Annotated in this window: 17 protein-coding genes and 1 riboswitch; of the genes, 10 read left to right on the plus strand and 7 right to left on the minus strand. The window is 73.0% G+C overall.

Annotation, left to right across the window (positions count from 1 at the left end):
* Positions 1–39: 39 nt before the first annotated feature.
* Entirely contained in the window at positions 40–864 is an 825-nt protein-coding gene (locus ACFYZQ_RS26670) for an enoyl-CoA hydratase/isomerase family protein (protein ID WP_389152543.1), read from the minus strand.
* A gap of 121 nt (positions 865–985) precedes the next feature.
* On the opposite strand from ACFYZQ_RS26670, the gene ACFYZQ_RS26675 reads away from it, so the two are divergent.
* Entirely contained in the window at positions 986–2,203 is a 1,218-nt protein-coding gene (locus ACFYZQ_RS26675; RefSeq protein ID WP_389152546.1) for an acyl-CoA dehydrogenase family protein, read from the plus strand.
* A gap of 220 nt (positions 2,204–2,423) precedes the next feature.
* A complete protein-coding gene (locus ACFYZQ_RS26680) occupies positions 2,424–3,287 on the plus strand; it encodes a 3-hydroxybutyryl-CoA dehydrogenase (protein ID WP_389152549.1) in 864 nt (287 codons plus the stop codon).
* A 15-nt stretch (positions 3,288–3,302) separates the two neighbouring features.
* Here ACFYZQ_RS26680 and ACFYZQ_RS26685 read toward each other — a convergent pair whose 3' ends face one another.
* The 6 genes from ACFYZQ_RS26685 to ACFYZQ_RS26710 are packed head-to-tail and all read right to left on the minus strand — an operon-like array spanning position 3,303 to position 8,792.
* On the minus strand, positions 3,303–4,010 hold the full coding sequence (locus tag ACFYZQ_RS26685) for a GntR family transcriptional regulator (protein WP_389152552.1): 708 nt from the start codon (positions 4,008–4,010) through the stop codon (positions 3,303–3,305).
* 12 nt (positions 4,011–4,022) lie between these two features.
* Positions 4,023–5,024 carry a proline racemase family protein gene (locus tag ACFYZQ_RS26690; protein ID WP_389152555.1) on the minus strand — a complete coding sequence of 334 codons (1,002 nt, stop codon included), beginning with the start codon at positions 5,022–5,024 and terminating at the stop codon, positions 4,023–4,025.
* A gap of 13 nt (positions 5,025–5,037) precedes the next feature.
* Positions 5,038–5,928 (minus strand): dihydrodipicolinate synthase family protein, encoded by an 891-nt coding sequence (locus ACFYZQ_RS26695; protein ID WP_389152558.1) that lies wholly within the window; start codon positions 5,926–5,928, stop codon positions 5,038–5,040.
* Positions 5,925–7,343, minus strand: coding sequence for an FAD-dependent oxidoreductase (locus ACFYZQ_RS26700; RefSeq protein ID WP_389152560.1), 1,419 nt, complete (start codon positions 7,341–7,343; stop codon positions 5,925–5,927). Before ACFYZQ_RS26700 ends, ACFYZQ_RS26695 begins: the two co-directional genes overlap by 4 nt.
* Complete coding sequence (locus ACFYZQ_RS26705) at positions 7,327–7,635, minus strand: (2Fe-2S)-binding protein (RefSeq protein ID WP_389152563.1); 309 nt, start codon at positions 7,633–7,635, stop codon at positions 7,327–7,329. The genes ACFYZQ_RS26700 and ACFYZQ_RS26705 overlap by 17 nt, the downstream gene beginning before the upstream one ends.
* Positions 7,632–8,792, minus strand: a complete 1,161-nt coding sequence (locus ACFYZQ_RS26710) for an NAD(P)/FAD-dependent oxidoreductase (protein WP_389152566.1) — start codon at positions 8,790–8,792, stop codon at positions 7,632–7,634. The genes ACFYZQ_RS26705 and ACFYZQ_RS26710 overlap by 4 nt, the downstream gene beginning before the upstream one ends.
* Positions 8,793–9,285: 493 nt before the next feature.
* Here ACFYZQ_RS26710 and ACFYZQ_RS26715 point away from each other — a divergent pair, with 493 nt between their 5' ends.
* The 8 genes from ACFYZQ_RS26715 (at position 9,286) to ACFYZQ_RS26750 (ending at position 18,388) form a co-directional block, all read left to right on the plus strand.
* Positions 9,286–10,173 (plus strand): glutathione S-transferase C-terminal domain-containing protein, encoded by an 888-nt coding sequence (locus ACFYZQ_RS26715; RefSeq protein WP_389152569.1) that lies wholly within the window; start codon positions 9,286–9,288, stop codon positions 10,171–10,173.
* Between the two features lie 76 nt (positions 10,174–10,249).
* A riboswitch (SAM riboswitch) is annotated at positions 10,250–10,360 on the plus strand.
* 357 nt (positions 10,361–10,717) lie between these two features.
* Positions 10,718–11,698 carry an amino acid ABC transporter permease gene (locus ACFYZQ_RS26720; protein ID WP_389152572.1) on the plus strand — a complete coding sequence of 327 codons (981 nt, stop codon included), beginning with the start codon at positions 10,718–10,720 and terminating at the stop codon, positions 11,696–11,698.
* The gene (locus ACFYZQ_RS26725) at positions 11,695–12,483 is read left to right on the plus strand and encodes an amino acid ABC transporter ATP-binding protein (RefSeq protein WP_389152575.1); all 789 of its coding nucleotides are present in this window, start codon (positions 11,695–11,697) and stop codon (positions 12,481–12,483) included. The genes ACFYZQ_RS26720 and ACFYZQ_RS26725 overlap by 4 nt, the downstream gene beginning before the upstream one ends.
* 40 nt (positions 12,484–12,523) lie before the next feature.
* The gene (locus ACFYZQ_RS26730) at positions 12,524–13,543 is read left to right on the plus strand and encodes an ABC transporter substrate-binding protein (protein ID WP_389152578.1); all 1,020 of its coding nucleotides are present in this window, start codon (positions 12,524–12,526) and stop codon (positions 13,541–13,543) included.
* A gap of 112 nt (positions 13,544–13,655) precedes the next feature.
* Positions 13,656–13,766 carry a putative leader peptide gene (locus tag ACFYZQ_RS26735; RefSeq protein WP_389152581.1) on the plus strand — a complete coding sequence of 37 codons (111 nt, stop codon included), beginning with the start codon at positions 13,656–13,658 and terminating at the stop codon, positions 13,764–13,766.
* Between the two features lie 76 nt (positions 13,767–13,842).
* Positions 13,843–15,051 carry an LLM class flavin-dependent oxidoreductase gene (locus ACFYZQ_RS26740; protein ID WP_389152583.1) on the plus strand — a complete coding sequence of 403 codons (1,209 nt, stop codon included), beginning with the start codon at positions 13,843–13,845 and terminating at the stop codon, positions 15,049–15,051.
* A gap of 20 nt (positions 15,052–15,071) precedes the next feature.
* A complete protein-coding gene (locus ACFYZQ_RS26745) occupies positions 15,072–16,445 on the plus strand; it encodes an NtaA/DmoA family FMN-dependent monooxygenase (RefSeq protein ID WP_389152586.1) in 1,374 nt (457 codons plus the stop codon).
* A 209-nt stretch (positions 16,446–16,654) separates the two neighbouring features.
* Positions 16,655–18,388 carry a LuxR C-terminal-related transcriptional regulator gene (locus ACFYZQ_RS26750; protein ID WP_389152589.1) on the plus strand — a complete coding sequence of 578 codons (1,734 nt, stop codon included), beginning with the start codon at positions 16,655–16,657 and terminating at the stop codon, positions 18,386–18,388.
* The last annotated feature ends 7 nt before the right edge of the window (positions 18,389–18,395 follow it).

The following is an 18,395-nucleotide window of genomic DNA, read 5'->3' on the forward strand; positions in this document are numbered from 1 at the left end:
GGAGGTTACGCTCCGGCAGCGCCCTTAGTGAAGGGGTTGTCAAGAAACAGTTTCCGGTGCGCGCGATGCGGTCCGCCCGTCGCCGCCTTCCACGCGGCCCCGGGCGGCCAGGAACGACGCCATGCGGGCCTGTGCCTGGCGGCCGTCCGCCAGGTCGGCGATCAGTCGTGCCTCCTCGGCGAGACGGCGGCGCAGGCCGTCCGCGGCGTCGCCGTGCAGCAGGCCCTTCGCGGCCCGCAGCGCCTCACCCGCTCCGGCGGCCAGTTCGGCGGCGGTGCGGTACGCGTCCGCGTCCAGTTCGTCGTCGGCCACAGCCCGGGTGACCAGGCCGTACCGCTCGGCGTCCGTGCCGCTCAGCACGCGGTTGGTCAGGATCAGCTCCGCCGCCAGCCGGGGGCCCACCAGGCGCGGCAGCAGCCACGAGGCCCCGCAGTCCGGGGTGAGTCCGACCGCGGTGTAGGCCAGCCGGAACCGCGCCGACCGGGCGGCGAGGACGATGTCACCGGCGAGGGCGAGCCCGATGCCGCCCCCCGCGGCGGCGCCGCGCACCGCGGTGACGACCGGCACGGGCAGCTCGTACAGGGCTGTCACCGCCGCGTGCGCGGCGCTCGCCACGGCGTGCACATACGCGCCGGTGTCCTGGCCGCGGCCGGCGAAGGCGCGCAGGTCGCCGCCCACGCAGAAGGCGGTGCCCGACGCCCGCAGCAGCACCGCGCCGCCCGGGTCGTCGGCCACCTCCGCGGTGAGGTCCCGCAGCGCCTCGGCGGTCCGGAGGTCCAGGGCGTTGCCCCGCTCCGGATCGTCGAGTCTCAACTCGACCACTGCGTCGGGGTGTCGGACCACCCGGACCGGCTGAGTGCTCATGGCGCCTGTCTCCCGTCGTCACCGGTGTCGCTCGGATCACTCGGCAAGATACTAGAGACGTTGTACAGTTTCTAGGTCGCGACGGGCGCCGAAGCCCGTACGCCCGTCGGCGGGAGGAACCGTGCCTGTCCAGTTCGATGTCGACCCTGCCGTCGCCCGACTCGCCCAGACCACTGCCGAGTTCGTCCGTGAGGTGGTGGTCCCGGCCGAGCGCGAGTGCGGCGGATCCGTGCACGACGCCCCCGCGTCCCTGCGCGATGCCCTGCACAAGGGCGCCCGGGAGGCGGGGGTGTTCGCGCCGCACGTGCCGAGGCGGTGGGGCGGCCACGGCCTCGACCTGCGCGGGCAGGCAGTGGTGTTCGAAGCCGCCGGGTACTCCCTGCTCGGCCCGCTCGCGCTGAACTGCGCGGCCCCGGACGAGGGCAACATGCACCTGCTGGAGAAGGTGGCCACCGAGGAGCAGAAGGAGCGCTACCTGCGTCCGCTCGCCGCCGGCGAGTACCGGTCCTGCTTCGCGATGACCGAACCGGCCCCGGGCGCCGGCGCCGACCCGCGGTCCCTGCGGACCACGGCGACCCGGGTGCCCGGCGGATGGCGTATCGACGGACGCAAGTGGTTCATCACGGGGGCGGACGGAGCGGCCTTCGGCATCGTCATGGCCCGCACCTCCGGCAGCCCCGGCGACCCGGGCGGCGCGACCATGTTCCTGGTCGACGCCGGCACCCCCGGCATGCGCGTCGTCCGCACCATCGAGACCCTCGACGAGGGCTTCTTCGGCGGGCACTGCGAGATCGTCTTCGAAGAGTGCCTGGTCGGCGACGACCAGGTGCTCGGCACGGTGGACCAGGGCTTCGCCGGCGCCCAGGTCCGGCTCGGCCCCGCCCGGATGACGCACTGCATGCGCTGGCTGGGAGCCGCCCGCCGCGCCCAGGACATCGCCCTCGAACGGGCGGCGAGCCGGACGGCGTTCGGCTCCGTGCTGGGGGACCTGGGCATGGTGCAGCAGATGCTGGCCGACTCGGAGATCGACATCGAGGCGAGCCGCGCACTGATCCTGCGCACCGCCTGGGAGCTGGACACCGGCTCCGCCGCCACCCAGCTGACCTCGGTGTCCAAGACCTTCGTGGCGGAGGCGGTGAACCGGGTCGTCGACCGGGCGGTGCAGATCTGCGGAGCACTGGGAATCTCCGCCGCGGACGCCCCGCTGGCCCGCCTGTTCCGGGACGTGCGGCCCTTCCGCATCTATGACGGCCCTTCGGAGACCCACCGCTTCGCCATCGCACGCCGCGCACTGAAGCCCCACCGGCAGCCACGACCGGAGGCGGCCGTCGACTCCTGACCGCGCCGGCCGCGGTTCCGGGCACGGGCGAACGCCGGTGACACTTCCGCGCCGGACAGGAGCGGGGCCGTCGCACACCGCGGCGGCGGGCGTTCGCTCCGGCGACCGGGAGGTGGACGACCGCGACCGGGCACACACCCGGCCACCCGAGTGACTCCGGTGACTTCGCCCGGCCACGGCCGCGAGTCCCAAGAACCTACTCCCCGTCAAGGACACACGTATGGAAACCATCTCCCGCCTCGGCGTCGTCGGCTGCGGCCTCATGGGCTCCGGCATCGCCGAGGTCGCCGCCCTCGGCGGTCTCGACGTCCTGGTCACCGAGTCGTCCCCGGAAGCCGCCCGGGCCGGCCGGCGACGTGTCGAGGCCTCCCTGGACCGCGCACTGCGGCGAAGCAAGATCACCGAAGCCGCGCGGGACGCCGCACTGGCCCGGCTAGCCTTCGCCGACGACCTCGGCGCCATGGCGGACCGTCAGTTCGTCATCGAGGCGGTCGCCGAGAACCGCGACCTCAAGACCGGCGTCTTCAGGACCCTGGACCAGGTCGTCACCGACCCCCGGGCCGTTCTCGCCAGCAACACCTCGTCGATCCCCGTGGTCGACCTCGCCGTCAGCACCGAGCGGCCCGCCCAGGTCATCGGCATGCACTTCTTCAACCCGGTACCGGTGCAGACCCTGGTCGAGATCATCCCCGCCCTCACCACCAGCCCCGACACGGTGGCCCGCACCCGTGCCTTCGCCTCCGAACACCTGGGAAAGGAGATCGTCGAGGCGACCGACCGCTCCGGGTTCGTGGTCAACGCGCTCCTGGTTCCCTATCTGCTGGCCGCGGTGCGCATGGTCGAGTCCGGATCCGCCGGCGCCCAGGACATCGACCGGGGTATGGAACTCGGCTGTGCCCATCCCATGGGACCGCTCCGCCTGCTCGACCTCATCGGCCTCGACACCGCCCAGTCCGTCGCGGAATCGATGTACGACGAGTTCAAGGAACCCCTCTACGCCCCGCCGGCGCTGCTGCGCCGCATGGTCGCCGCCGGCCGCCTCGGACGCAAGAGCGGCCGAGGGTTCTACGACTACACGGCCTGAAGGCGCCGGTACGTCTCAGCCGTCGCCGGTCCGCGCGGCCCACAGCCCCCGTACGTGCCCCAGGTGCCGGGTCATGACCTCGCGCACGGCCTGCTCGTCGCGGGCCAGCAACGCGTCGAGGAGCTCCAGGTGTTCCTCGGCGGAGGCCAGCAGCCGGCCCGCCTCGACCAGCGCGGTCAGTCCGTACAGCCGGGAGCGTCCGCGCAGGTCGGCGACCACCTCGACGAGGTGGGTGTTGCCGGCGAGGGCGAGCAGACCGAGGTGGAAGCGGGTGTCGGCCTCGACGTACGCGATGAGGTCGCCCGCCGCGGCCGCGGTGACGATCTCCCGGGCCGCCGGGCGCAGCGCCTCCAGCGAGGCACGGTCCGCCGTGCCGGTGAGGGCCACCACGGTGGGGACCTCTATGAGCGCGCGGACGTGGGTGTACTCGTCGAGCTGCCGGTCGGAGACGGCGGTGACCCGGAAGCCCTTGTTCGGGACCGCGTCGACCAGGCCCTCCTTGGCCAGGTCGAGCATCGCCTCCCGCACCGGCGTGGCGGAGACGCCGAACCGGGTGGCCAGGGAGGGCGCCGAGTACACCTCGCCGGGCCGCAGTTCACCCGCGATCAGCGCGGCCCGCAGCGCGTCGGCGACCCGTTCCCGATAGCTGCTGCGGCGGCCGCCCAGCCGGGGGAGTGCGGGGGCCCCGCCGTCCGGGGCCGGCTGCTGTGCCATGTCACGCATCACCGGGGGAGTCTAGAGGACGAAGCCCGCGGGGAACGGATCCGTGGGATCGAGCAGGTACTGGGCCGTGCCGGTGATCCAGGCGCGGCCCGTGAAGCTCGGCAGCACGGCAGGGATCCCGGCCACCTCGGTCGTGCCGAGCAGCCGGCCGGTGAACCGGGTGCCGATGAAGGACTCGTTCACGAACTCGGTGTGCAACGGCAGTTCACCGCGCGCGTGCAGTTGCGCCATGCGCGCGCTGGTTCCGGTGCCGCAGGGCGAGCGGTCGAACCAGCCGGGGTGGATGGCCATCGCGTGCCGGGAGTGGCGGGCGGTGGCGCCGGGCGCGTACAGGTGGACGTGATGGCAGCCCCGGATCGACGGGTCCTGAGGGTGGACCGGTTCCGCCTCGCTGTTGATGGCCTCCATCAGGGACAGGCCCGCGGCGAGGATGTCGTCCTTGCGGGCGCGGTCGAAGGGCAGACCGAACTCCTCCAGCGGCAGGATGGCGTAGAAGTTGCCGCCGTAGGCGAGGTCGTACGTCACCCTCCGCCCGTCGGCGAGCACGGCCTTGCGGTCCAGGCCCACGCTGAAGGACGGCACGTTGCGCAGCGTGACGTTCCTGGCGGCGCCGTCCTCCACCGCGACCTCGGCGACCACCAGCCCGGCCGGGGTGTCAAGACGGATGGTGGTGACCGGCTCGACGACCTCCACCATGCCGGTCTCCACCAGCACGGTCGCCACGCCGATCGTGCCGTGCCCGCACATCGGCAGGTAGCCGGAGACCTCGATGTAGACCACGCCCCAGTCGCAGTCGGACCGGGTCGGCGGCTGCAGGATCGCGCCGCTCATCGCGGAGTGCCCGCGCGGCTCGTTCATCAGCAACTGCTTGATGTCGTCGCGGTGGTCACGGAAATACAGCCGCCGCTCGTTCATCGTCGCGCCGGGGATGGTGCCGATGCCGCCGGTGATCACCCGGGTGGGCATGCCCTCGGTGTGCGAGTCGACGGCGTGCAGGACGAGTTTGCTGCGCATGACGGCCCTCTTCCTAGGCGAGCCCGGCCGCGACGGCCTTCTCGGTGGCCGACCGGACGGTGGCCTCCTGCTCGGGCAGCAGTGGCAACCGCGGCGGCCGCACGGGACCGCCGTACCGGCCGACGACGTCCATGGACAGTTTGATCGCCTGCACGAACTCGGTGCGCGAGTCCCAGCGCAGCAGCGGGTGCAGCTGTCGGTAGAGCGGCTCGGCCGTGGCGAGGTCGCCGCCGGTGGCCGCGTGGTACAGCTCGACGCAGGCGGTGGGCAGGGCGTTCGGGTAGCCGGCCACCCAGCCCTTGGCACCCGCGATCGCGAGCTCCAGCAGCACGTCGTCGGCGCCGATCAGCAGATCCAGCTCCGGGGCGAGTTCGGCGATGCGGTAGGCGCGGCGGACGTCGCCGGAGAATTCCTTCACGCCGTGGATCAGGCCCTCGCCGTGCAGCCGGGCGAGGAGTTCTGGCACGAGGTCGACCTTGGTGTCGATCGGGTTGTTGTACGCGACGACCGGCAGCCCCGCCTTCGCGACCTCCGTGTAGTGGGCGAGCACCGACCGCTCGTCGGCACGGTAGGCGTTCGGCGGCAGCAGCATCACCGCACCGCACCCCGCCTCCCGTGCCTGCTCGGCCCAGCGGCGGGCCTCCGCGGAGCCGTAGGCGGCGACGCCCGGCATGACGCGCCGCCCACCGATCGCGGCCACGGCCGTCTCGACGACCTTGGCGCGCTCCGCGGGGGTGAGTACCTGGTACTCGCCGAGCGAGCCGTTCGGTACGACACCGTCACAGCCGCTCTCCACGAGCCAGGCGCAGTGCTCGGCGTACCTGTCGTAGTCCACCCTGAGGTCGTCGTCCAGCGGGAGCGCGGTGGCGACGAGGACGCCGTGCCAGGGGCGGTGGTCGGTCATGAGGGTTCCTCCTCGACGGGGTCTTCGGGAGCTCGGGCCAGCACACCCAGCGGCACCGGCCGGGCGAACGGCCGCCGGGAGGGGGTTGGTTCGCATCCGGCGAGCCCGGCGACCGCGGGCCCGCACACACGGCCCTGGCACCAGCCCATCCCGGCCCGGGTGAGCAGCTTCACGGTGCGCAGGTCGCCCGCGCCCAGTCCGGTGACGGCCGCACGGACCTCCCCGGCGGTGACCTCCTCGCAGCGGCAGGCGACGGTGTCGTCCGGGACACGGTCCGGCCAGCGGGCGGGCGGCGTGCACACCGCGTCGACGGCCGCGAAGAACGTCCGCAGTCGCGCACGGACCCGGGCCGCCGCCGACCAGGCCGCGGGGTCGGGTTCCCGGCCGTGCAGACGGGCGGCGACCGAGCGGCCCGCGATGTGTCCCTCGGCGAGTGCGAGGGCCGCGCCGCCGATGCCGGTGGTCTCGCCGGCCGCCCAGACGCCCGGGACGTCGGTGCGCTGCTCGTCGTCGACGCGCACGTCCGTCCCGTTCAGGGTGCAGCCCAGCGTCTCGGCGAGGTCGGTGTGCGGCAGCATGCCGTGGCCGACCGCGAGGGTGTCGCAGGGGATGCGGTGCTCGACTCCGGGCCGGATCCGTCCGTCGGCGTCCAGGGCGGCGACGGTCACCGCTTCCAGCCGGTCCCTGCCGTGCGCCTCGACGACGGTACGGCGGGTCAGCAGACGTGTGCGGTGCCGCGCGAGCCGTACCGCGTACCCGGCGCCCTCGGCGAGCTTGCCGGGCTGTGCGGCCAGCGCCGAGGGCCTGCGCAGCAGGGCTTTCGGGTCGGCGGACTCCACCAGGGCGGCCACGCGTGCGCCCGCTGCCGCGAGGCCGGTCGCCACGGGCAGCAGCAGCGGCCCGGTCCCGGCGACGACGGCCGTCCGCCCCGGCAGCACTAGCCCGCCCTTGAGCATGGCCTGCGCACCGCCCGCGGTGACCACTCCGGGCAGGGTCCAGCCGGGGAAGGGGAGTACGACCTCGTAGCCGCCGGTGGCCAGCAGCACCGCGTCGGCACGCACCGTCGCGGGCTCCTCCTGCGTGGGGCCGCGCAGCGCGTGCACGACGAAGCCGGCGGACTCGCGCTCCACACACCACACATGGTGGTCCGTCAGATGGCCGACCCGTCCGGTGGCGCGATGCTCCTCGAGTCCGTCCCGCAGCCGTTCCCAGGTGTGCCACTGGTGGTGGAGCGCCCCGGCGCGGCGTGCCCCGAGGGCGGCGGCGGGCTGCCGGTAGAACTGGCCGCCGGCCTCGGTGCCGGCGTCCACGAGGGTGACGCCCACCCCCCGTGCGGCGGCGGCGAGGGCCGCGGCGAGCCCCGCCGGGCCCGCGCCGATCACGGCGAGGTGCCCCCGCTCAGCCGTCGCGGCCATCGTGTCCAGTCCCCTCCTGCGAGACGATGACATCGCCCGGCCGTGCGGGCACCAGGCAAGCCCGTTGGTTCGGGCGGCCGTTGACCGTGACCAGGCAGTCGAAGCAGACCCCGATGCCGCAGAACACCCCGCGGGGGCGGCCCTCACGCCGGGTGGTGCGCCACGCGGTCACACCCGCCGCCCACAGCGCGGCGGCGACCGTCTGGCCGGGCAGTGCCTCGATCGCGCGGCCGTCGAAGGTGACGGTGAAGGCGGGGCCGGGCCGTGCCCGGGTCAACTCCATCGGGTTCACGCCGTGTTCACCCCGTTCGTCGCGAAGCGCTCGGGCCGGAAGGGCGCGAGGGGCAGTTCCGGCGGTGCCCCGGTCAGCACCTGGGCGATCAAGTGACCCGTCCCGGTGGCCAGTCCGATGCCCGCGCCCTCGTGCCCGCAGGCGTGGACGAGTCCGGGCACCCGCGGGTCGGGGCCGATCGCGGGCAGGTGATCGGGCAGATACGGCCGGAAGCCGAGGTAGGTCCGCATCGCGCGCACCCGCTCCAGGAACGGGAACAGCCGGGTGGCCCCGGCGGCGAGTGCCCGCACCACGGGCAGCGAGAACGAGCGGTCGAAGCCGACCCGCTCCCGGCTCGCACCGATGAGGACGGGCCCGGCGGCCGTGCCCTCGACGACCGGCGAGGTCTGCAGCGCGGCCGAGTCGCTGGCCACGTCGGCCACGTAGTCCGCGGCGTACACCTTGTGCCGCACCAGCCGGGGCAGCGGCTCGGTGACCAGCACGAAGCCGCGCCTCGGGAGGACGGGAAGGTGGACGCCGGCGAGGCGGGCCAGGTCGCCGCCCCAGGTCCCGGCGGCGTTCACCACGGTCGGCGCGTGGACGTCCCCCCGGTCGGTGCGCACACCGAGCACCGCCCCCCGGGCCGTGCGCAGCACGCCGGTCACCGTCCATCCGGTGCGCAGCCGGGCACCCGAGGCGCGGACCAGACGGGCGGCGGCCAGGGCCGGCATGACCTGGGCGTCCTGGGGGTAGTGCACGGCGCCGGCGAGTCCGGGTGCCAGATGCGGTTCGAGGTCGGGGAGCCCGTCGGCGTCGACGGGCACCGCGGTGACACCGGCGGCCCGCTGGGCGTCGGCGAAGCCGGCAAGAGCGGCGAGGTCACCGGGCGTCGCGGCCACGACGACGCCGCCCTTCGCCTCGTACTCGAAGCCCGGACCGTCCTCACGGGCCAGCTCCGACCACAACCGGGCGGACAGCAGGGCGAGTTCCAGCTCAGGTCCCGGTTCCTTGTCGGAGACGAGCAGATTGCCCTCGCCCGCGCCGGTCGTGCCGCCGGCCACCGGACCCCGGTCGACGAGGACGACGTCCAGGCCCGCCCGCGCCGCGTACCACGCGCAGGCCGCGCCCGTCATCCCGGCGCCGACCACCACGACATCGCAGGTCAGTCGCTTCGCCACATCAGTACTATGTCACATATCGCCGAGCCCGGACAGATGCCTGCGTCCTGGGGTCCGCCCGCCTCCAGTCCACCGTGCGCCGGCCCTGCGATACGTCGATATGGGGGGCGTGGTGGTCGCCGAGGCCACGGCGCGGCCCCGTCCCGTTCACCCGTCCGGTGTCCCAGGGGTGGACGCCCCCTTGACGTCGCCCCGAGCCGGATCGACACTCCAGATGGGAATCCTAGTGAACAGGTAGGGAAGCATGAGGCGCTTGGAGACGGTCACCAGCCGAGTGAGCCGTACGCCGACCTCGCCCCTGCTCACCTCCCGCCGGCACATCGACCTGCTGCGTGTCTGCAGCGCGCGATCAGCCTCCTGAGCCGGTCCCGGGCGACCCCCTGACCCGCCCGGCCCGTCCGGGCACCCCGGACCCTCCCGCACACCCTGGCGCCCACTGTCCGACGACGCTTCCGCCGCGCGTACGTCCGCGCGCCCGCTCCCGGGGAGACGCATGTCCATCACACCGCTCGCCGCCGTCCCGTCCGCCCACCGCACCGTCCCCGTCTTCCGGGGTCGCCTCGGCCGGGACGCGCGCAGCGGCCACCACGCCGTGCCGCACCGCTACCGGCTCCATCTCTCCACCGCCTGTCCCGACGGGCTGCGCCTGGCCATAGGGCACAGCCTGCTCGGCCTCGACCACGAATGCCCGGTCACGCTCCTGCCGGCCGTACCGGACCGTCCCGGCGGCGGCCACTCGGCCCTGGGTCCGCTGTACGAGGCGAGCGCACACCACTACACCGGGCCGGCCCTCGCCCCGGTGCTCAGCGACGACTGGTCAGGGCGCATCGTCAGCACCCACACCCCGGACATCCTGCGCGACCTCGACCGCTTCTGCCCGGACGGCCCCACCTCGCTGTATCCGTGCGGCACCGAGAGCCAGATCGAAGCCGTCGAAAGGCTCTGCGCCGAAGGCATCCAGGAGGCCGCGCAGCGCGCCGGACAGGCCGACGCGGATCCCGCGCAGCGTGCCGCCGCACTCGATCTGCTGCTGGACACGCTGGGCAGGCTGGAGCGGTATCTGGACGGCGAGGAGTACCTCGTCGCCGGCCGGCTCACCGCCGCCGACGTCGAACTCTGGGTGGCCCTGGTGCAGTTGGACACCGTGCACCGCTGCCACCTCGACGCCGGTGCCGTGCACCGCATCGCCGGGTACCCGGTGCTGTGGGCCTACGCCCGGCGCCTGGCGGCCCACCCCGCCTTCGGGACCCACCTCGACCTGGACGGCATCGCACTCCGTCACCACGGCCACTGCCAGGGCCTGGAGGCCGCCGGAGCGGCCGTCCAGATCCTGGACTGGACGGGGCACGCCACGGACCCGCAGGGCTCTTACCGCAGGTGAGACCGGGTCAGCCAGGTCCACTCCTCGGACGGCCGTTGACATTGGAACGGCCGACTGCATTACTTGCAGCTCAGAAGGTCATGAGCGTCAGCGCCAAGCCCTGGCTCGCTGACCGGCAACCCTCGCATCGCGGTGGGGTGCCCCAGGTGACGACCGGACCGGACGACGACTTCGGTAAGCGCGAGGGCCCCCTGGGGCCGGAACAGTGACAGGTGACGCCATGTACGCAGCTCCCAGGACGGCCACGGGCCGTACCCAGGGCTGCGTACCGCCGTACGCCGGACTCCTCGTCGCCGATCGTGCCGTCGACCTGCTCCGGGTCAACAGCGCACTGTGTACCGCACCGGGCCGTGCCCGCTGTCGGGGCTGACCCCACCTCCCAGCCGGCCCCCGCGTCCTGACGGACACCGTCCGTACGGTGTGCCGTCGTCCGACCAGCCCCCGGTTCCCGTGCGTTCCCGTGTGCCGCCTCGTGCCCCAGCGCCGTAGCGGCCCGCGTCCGGTCCGCCGCGGTCCCGGGGTGTCCGAATCCCCGGAGCCCGCCATGAGTGAACCCCCAGGCGCAGCCGTGTCCCTCGCCGAGGCACCACCCGCCGAAACACCGTCAAAGGCCTTCGTAGCACAGCGCGTTCAGCCGTTGCGGCGGCCCGGACGGTGGATCGTCACCGCCGTCGTCCTCGTGCTCGTCGCACAGATCCTGCACGGACTGGCCACGAACCCCTTCTACCAGTGGGACCGCTTCCGCTACTGGTTCCTGCGTCCCACGATCCTCGACGGGCTCGTCGTCACCCTCGAAGCGGCCGCGCTCAGCGCCGTGCTGGGTCTGCTCGGCGGCATCGTGCTGGCCCTCGGCCGGCTGTCCGGCAGCCCGGTGCTCCGGGCGGTGAGCTGGACCTACACCTGGCTGTTCCGCTCGGTCCCGCTGATCGTCGTCCTGATCTTCCTCTACAACTTCTCAGCCCTGTACAAGACGCTGAGCCTCGGCATCCCCTTCGGGCCGGCCTTCGTCACCTTCGACGAGTCGAAGCTGGCCACCGACATGACGGTCGCCGTCATCGGCCTCAGCCTCAACGAGGCGGCGTACGCGGCCGAGGTCGTGCGCGGTGGCATCCTCTCCGTCGACCAGGGCCAGCACGAGGCGGCGGCCGCACTCGGTCTGCCCAAGGGCTACCAGTTCACCCGGATCGTCTTCCCGCAGGCCCTGAGGTCCATCACCCCGAACTACGTCAACCAGCTCATCGGCCTGATCAAGAGCACGTCCCTGGTGTTCTACGTCTCCCTGCTCGACCTGTTCGGCTCGGTGCAGACCATGGGCAGCACCTACCCCGGCGACATCGTGCCGCTGCTGCTCGTCGCCACCGTCTGGTACCTGATCCTGACCAGCGTCGTGTCCGTCGTCCAGTTCTACGTCGAGCGGTACTTCGCCCGCGGTGCCACCCGCAGCCTGCCGCCGACCCCGCTGCAGAAGGCGCGGGCGGGCCTCGCGGACTTCCGGGCCCGGCTGCGCAGGGAGGCCACCGTATGACCGCCACCGACACCCTGGAGACGACCCCGGCCGCCCTGGAGGTGCACGACGTCCACAAGTGGTACGGCACCCACCGCGTCCTGGACGGCATCGACCTGACCGTGCGCCCCGGCGAGGTCACCGTGATCCTCGGGCCCTCCGGCTCCGGCAAGTCGACCCTGCTGCGGGTCATCAACCACCTGGAGAAGCCCGAGGTGGGCCATGTCAGCGTCGGCGGCGAGCTGATCGGTGTGAAGCGGAACGGGGCGCGGCTGAAGGAACTCAGCGAGCGCGCCATCCTGGCCCAGCGCGGCCGGATCGGTTTCGTCTTCCAGAACTTCAACCTCTTCCCGCACCTGAGCGTCCTCGACAACGTCGCCGCCGCCCCCGTCGCCACCGGAAAGCTGACCAGGGCCCAGGCACAGGAACTGGCACGCGAACTGCTCACCCGGGTCGGCCTCGGCGACCGTACCGGCGCCTACCCGCGGCAGCTGTCCGGCGGCCAGCAGCAGCGCGTCGCCATCGCCCGCGCCCTCGCGCTGCGTCCCGGGATCATCCTCTTCGACGAGCCGACCTCGGCGCTCGACCCCGAACTCGTCGGCGAGGTCCTCTCCGTCATCAAGGACCTGGCGACCAGCGGCACCACGCTCGTCATCGTCACCCACGAGATCGGCTTCGCCCGCGAGGTCGCCGACCGGGTCGTCTTCATCGACGGCGGAAGGATCGTCGAACAGGGGCCGCCCTCCCAGGTGTTGGACCGTCCCCAGCACGAGCGGACCCGGGACTTCCTCAGCAGGGTCCTCTGAACCCCCTCACCATCACCCGTCCCGAACGACAAGGACAGCCATGCCCAGCCACTTCTCCCGACGCAGCCTGATACGCGGCATCACCGCGGCGACCACGGTCGCCACCCTGGCCACCGGGCTCGCCGCCTGCGGTGGTGACAGCGAAGCCGCCACCACCACCGACGCCGCCGGCACGGTGACCGTGGGCCGGGTGTCCAACGGCGCGGCCAAGCAGACCGAGCTGAAGGTCTCCGAGGTGAAGGCTCTCAACGCCGAGCTGCCCGCCGCGATCCGCAAGAGTGGCACCCTGAGGATCGGTGTCGGCGCCCTGCCCGACGGCTTCCCGCCGCTGGCCTACATCGGCGGCGACCAGAAGACCCTCACCGGAGCCGAACCGGACCTCGGCCGCCTGGTCGCCGCGGTTCTCGGACTCGCGCCGCAGTTCTCCGACGCCACTTGGGAGAACATGTTCGTCGGCATCGACAGCGGCAGGTACGACGCCGCCTTCGCCAACATCACCGACACCGAGGAACGCAAGAAGAAGTACGACTTCGCCTCCTACCGCAAGGACAACGTCGGCTTCGAGGTGCTGAAGAAGAGCACCTGGAACTTCGACGGCAACTACGAGGACCTCGCCGGGAAGACGGTCGCCGTCGACAACGGCACCAACCAGGAGAAGATCCTGCTGGAGTGGCAGACGAAGCTGAAGAAGGAGGGCAAGGCCCTCACGGTCAAGCACTACCAGAGCAAGAACGCCACCTACCTGGCGCTGAGCGGCGGCAGGATCGACGCCTACTTCGCCGCCAACCCCGGTGTCGCCTACCACGTCCGGCAGACCGCCAAGTCGCCGAACCCCACCCGCAGCGCGGGCACCTTCTCCGGCGCCGGCGCCGGCCTGCAGGGCCTGATCGCGGCGACCACGAAGAAGGACAGCGGACTGGCCAAGCCGTTCGCGGACGCCATCAACCACCTGATCAAGAACGGTCAGTACGCCAAGTGGCTGGCCGCCTACAACCTCTCCGACGAGGCCGTCGCCAAGGCCGAGGTCAACCCGCCCGGGCTGCCGCTGGACAACTCCTGACCAGCCCTCACCCGGCATGTCGACCATGCACGTCACAGGTGCGCAGTCCGGGAACATCCGGCCGGAGAGGGCTGTTGTGACTCACCACGAGATGCGTACGGAGGTGGCGGACATGACACGTGTGGTCCGCCCCCGCGCTCTGAAGCCGAGCCGCTCCGTCGTACTGCACTCCCGGCCGCACATCGACCTGCAGCGCGTGGCCGGCGCCCTCTGTTGCTCCTGATCCGTCCTCTCCCTCGCCGTGCGCCCGTCCATCTCCGGGCCGGCGCTCTCGTACGGACCTCCAGGAAGGCACCCTCGTGTCATCGACTCCCTCTTCCCCCCTGCACCTCGCCGTCGCCCTGGACGGCACCGGCTGGCACCCGGCGTCCTGGCGCGAGCCGGCCGCCCGGCCCCGGGACCTGTTCACCGCCGGCTACTGGGCCGACCTGGTCGCCGAGGCGGAGGCCGGTCTCCTCGACTTCGTGACCATCGAGGACGGCCTCGGCCCGCAGTCCTCGCACTTCCTGGAGCCGGACGAACGCACCGACCAGGTACGCGGCCGTCTGGACGCCGTCCTCATCGCCTCCCGGATCGCCCCGCTCACCCGGCACATCGGCCTGGTGCCGACCGTGGTGGCCACGCACACGGAGCCGTTCCACATCTCCAAGGCGATCGCCACCCTCGACTACGTCAGCACCGGACGCGCGGGACTGCGCGTGCAGATCACCGCCCGGCCGAACGAGGCCGCGCACTTCGGCCGTCGCACGATCCCCCCGATCGACGCGTACGACAGCCCGGCCGCGCAGAACCTGGTCGCCGACCTGTTCGACGAGGCCGCCGACTACGTGGAGGCCGTCCGCAGGCTCTGGGACAGCTGGGAGGACGACGCGGAGATCCGGGACGCGGCGACGGGACGCTTCGTCGACCGGGACAAGCTGCACTACATCGACTTCGAGGGCCGCCACTTCAGCGTCAAGGGCCCCTCCATCACCCCCAGGCCGCCCCAGGGGCAGCCGCTGGTCACCGCGCTGGCCCACCAGACGGTGCCGTACCGGCTCGTGGCCCGGCAGGCCGACGTCGGCTACGTCACCCCGCACGACGCCGCCGAGGCCCGCGCGATCGTCGCCGAGATCCGCGCCGAGCAGGAGGCGGCCGGGCGCGCCGACGACAGGCTGCACGTCTTCGGCGACCTGGTGGTCTTCCTGGACGCGGACCCGGCCCGGGCGGCGGCCCGGCGCGAGCGGCTCGACGCCCTCGCGGGCAGCCCGTACACCGGTGACGCCCGGATCTTCGCCGGCACTCCCGGTCAACTCGCCAATGTCCTGGAGGAGTTGCACGGCGCCGGGCTCTCCGGTTTCCGGCTGCGGCCCGCCGTGCTCGGCCACGACCTGCCGGGCATCACCCGGGCGCTCGTCCCCGAACTCCAGCGCCGCGGACTGTTCCGCAGCGCCTACGAGGCCGACACCCTGCGCGGCCTCCTCGGACTCGCCCGCCCCGCCAACCGCTACGCCGCAGCCACTGTCTGAGCCGGAGGAAACCGCCCACCATGAGCAAGCCGCTGAAGCAGATCCACCTGGCCGCCCACTTCCCCGGCGTCAACAACACCACCGTGTGGAGCGACCCGGCCGCCGGCAGCCACATCGAGTTCAGCTCCTTCGCCCACTTCGCCCGGACCGCCGAACGCGCCAAGTTCGACTTCCTGTTCCTCGCCGAGGGACTCAGGCTGCGCGAACAGGGCGGCCAGATATACGACCTGGACGTCGTGGGCCGCCCCGACACCTTCACCGTGCTCGCCGCGCTGGCCGCCGTCACCGAGCACCTCGGCCTCACCGGCACCATCAACTCCACCTTCAACGAGCCCTACGAGGTGGCCCGCCAGTTCGCCAGCCTCGACCACCTCTCCGGCGGCCGCTCCGCCTGGAACGTGGTCACCTCCTGGGACGCCTTCACCGGCGAGAACTTCCGCCGCGGCGGCTTCCTGCCGCAGGAGCAGCGCTACTCCCGCGCCAAGGAGTTCCTGGCCACCGCGAACGAGCTCTTCGACTCCTGGCGCGGCGACGAGATCCTCGCCGACCAGGCCACCGGCACCTTCCTGAGCGACGCGAAGGCCGGCGCCTTCGTGCACCGGGGCGAGCAGTTCGACATCCACGGCCGGTTCAACGTGCCGCGCTCCCCGCAGGGCCGCCCGGTGATCTTCCAGGCGGGCGACTCCGAGGAGGGCCGGGAGTTCGCCGCCTCCACCGCCGACGCCATCTTCAGCCGGCACGCCACCCTGGAGGCGGGGCAGGCCTTCTACAGCGACGTCAAGGGCCGTCTCGCCAAGTACGGCCGACGCCACGACCAGTTGCTCATCCTGCCCGCCGCGACCTTCGTGCTCGGCGACACCGACGCCGAGGCCGAGGACCTGGCCCGGGAGGTGCGCCGGCAGCAGGTCAGCGGGGCCACCGCCATCAAGCACCTGGAGTTCGTCTGGAACCGGGACCTGTCGGCGTACGACCCTCAGGGCCCGCTGCCGGACGTCGACCCGGTGGTCGGCGAGGAGCACATCTCGCGGGGCCGCGCCCAGGTGCGGATGTACCGTGACCCGATCGCCATCGCCCGTGAGTGGCGGGAGCTGGCCGAGGCGAACAACTGGTCCATCCGGGACCTGGTCATCAACACCGGCAACCGGCAGACCTTCGTCGGCTCCCCGGCCACCGTCGCGAAGACGATCAACGACTTCGTCCAGGCCGACGCCTCCGACGGTTTCATCCTCGTCCCGCACATCACCCCCGGCGGCCTCGACCCGTTCGCCGACAAGGTCGTGCCGCTGCTGCAGGAGCAAGGTGTGTTCCGTACCGAGTACGAGGGCACCACCCTGCGCGACCACCTCGGGCTCGCGCACCCCGACGAGGTGCCCCACGAGCGGGTGGCGTCGTGAAGGCCGTCCGGCCCGAGCCGGGCGCCTGAACGGCGTGGCCGCGGACGTCCCCTCCCCCGATGGCGACGTCCGCGGCCGCTCCCCCGGTGCCGGACTTCACGGAGCGGGCGGTCATGCGCACAGCCTGCCCTCGTCCCCCGCCGGGCGCCTGAGTCGGGGCATACTCAAGTCCCCCTGTATCAGACGTGAGTACCCCGTCTCTCACTGACGTGACGATCTACGAACCGGACACGCGGACACCGGAGCCGCCCTGGCCGTTCACCGGCCGGGACGACGAACTGGAGCTGGTTGGCCGGTGCCTGACCGGCGGACGGCACGGCATCGTGGTGACCGGACCGCCCGGCCACGGCAAGACCCGGCTGGTCACCGAGGCCGTCCGGGGCACCGGCTGCGCCCGGGTGACCGGGACGCCGGGGACGCGCCGGCTCGACTTCGCCGCGTTCGCGCATCTGCTGCCGGGGGAGGTCTCGCTGCACCGCGCGGTGCGGCTGCTGTCCGGCGTACGCCTGCTCGTGGTCGACGACGCCCACCTCCTGGACGACGCCTCCGCCGCCCTGGTCCACCAGCTCGCGGTGCACGGCCGTACCCGCCTCGTGGTGATCGCGGCGGACGGTGGCGCCCCGGTGCCCGCCGCCGTGTCCCGGCTGTGGACCGGCGAGCTGCTGCCCCGGCTGGCCGTGGCGCCGCTGCCGCGCGAGGAGACCGCGAGGCTGCTCACCGCAGGCACGGGCCGCACCCCGGAGCCGCTCACGGCGGGGCGGCTGCACCGGCTGTGCGGGGGAGACCTCCGGCTGCTGCGCGAACTGGTGGGCGCGCTGCGCGAGCGCGGCCTGGTGACACAGGGACACGAGGCGCACGAATGGGCCTGGCGCGGTCCGGTGCCGGTGACCGCCGCCGTACGCGAACGCGTCGGCCCCGCCCTGGCGGGCCGAAGCCCCGGCGAGCGTGACTGTCTGGAACGCCTCGCCTTCGCCGAACCGCTGCCCCTGCGCCTCGACGACCTGGACCTCGACGCCCTGGAGGGCCTGGAGGACGGGGGTCTCGTCCAGGTCGACGACGAGAGTGCCGTCCGCCTCGCGCACCCCCTGCACGGCCCGGTGCTGCGCGCCGCCGCCGGACGGCTGCGTGCCCGGCGGGCGGCGCGCACACCGGAGGACTGCGGCCCGGCCCTGGCGGCCGAACAGGCCGCGCTGGCCCGCCGGATCGAGGAGGCGGACGTACGGGATCTGCCGACGCCGGTGGGCGAGTGGCTGGCGGGGGAGGGCGGCCCGGTACCGGCCGGATACGCCGCCGTCCGCGCCCGGTTCGCACGGCTGCGAGGGGAGGTGCTGGAGGCTGCGGCCTGGGCGCGGGAAGGGTTGCGGGAAACCCCGGACGATCCGGCCTGCCGAGCCGAACTCGCGCTCCCCGTACCCCGGTCACCGCTGACGAGCGCCGAGGACGACCTGTACGCCCGCTATGACGCCGTACGTCTCGGCACTCCGGAGCGGGTCCTGGGACGGCTGGCGCACGGCGTGTTCGCCGGGCACGCCGACGCGCTCGCCCGCGGGGACGGACCCGCGCTGGACCGGGCGGCCGAGGCACTGCGGCAGCGCGGCTTCCTGCTGTTCGCGGCCGAGGCGTACGCCCAGGCAGCCCACGCGCACCGTGACCCGAGCGCGGCCCGCACCTCCCGCACCCGCGCGCTCACTCTGGCACGCCGATGCCAGGGCGCCCGCACCCCGGCCCTGTCCGGGCTGGTGCTGGGCGAACTCACCGCCCGGCAGCGGCAGATCGTCGCCCTCGCGGCGGCCGGGCTGAGCAACCGGCAGATCGCGGAGCGGCTCACCCTGTCGGTGCGTACGGTCGGCAACCACCTGTACAGCGCCTACGCGCGGCTCGGGGCGGGCGACCGGGACCAACTGCCGTGGCTCGTGGAACCGCCGGCCGGGAAGACCGCGTGACCCGGCG

This window comes from Streptomyces sp. NPDC001843 (assembly GCF_042891955.1).
Taxonomy (GTDB): Bacteria; Actinomycetota; Actinomycetes; order Streptomycetales; family Streptomycetaceae; genus Streptomyces.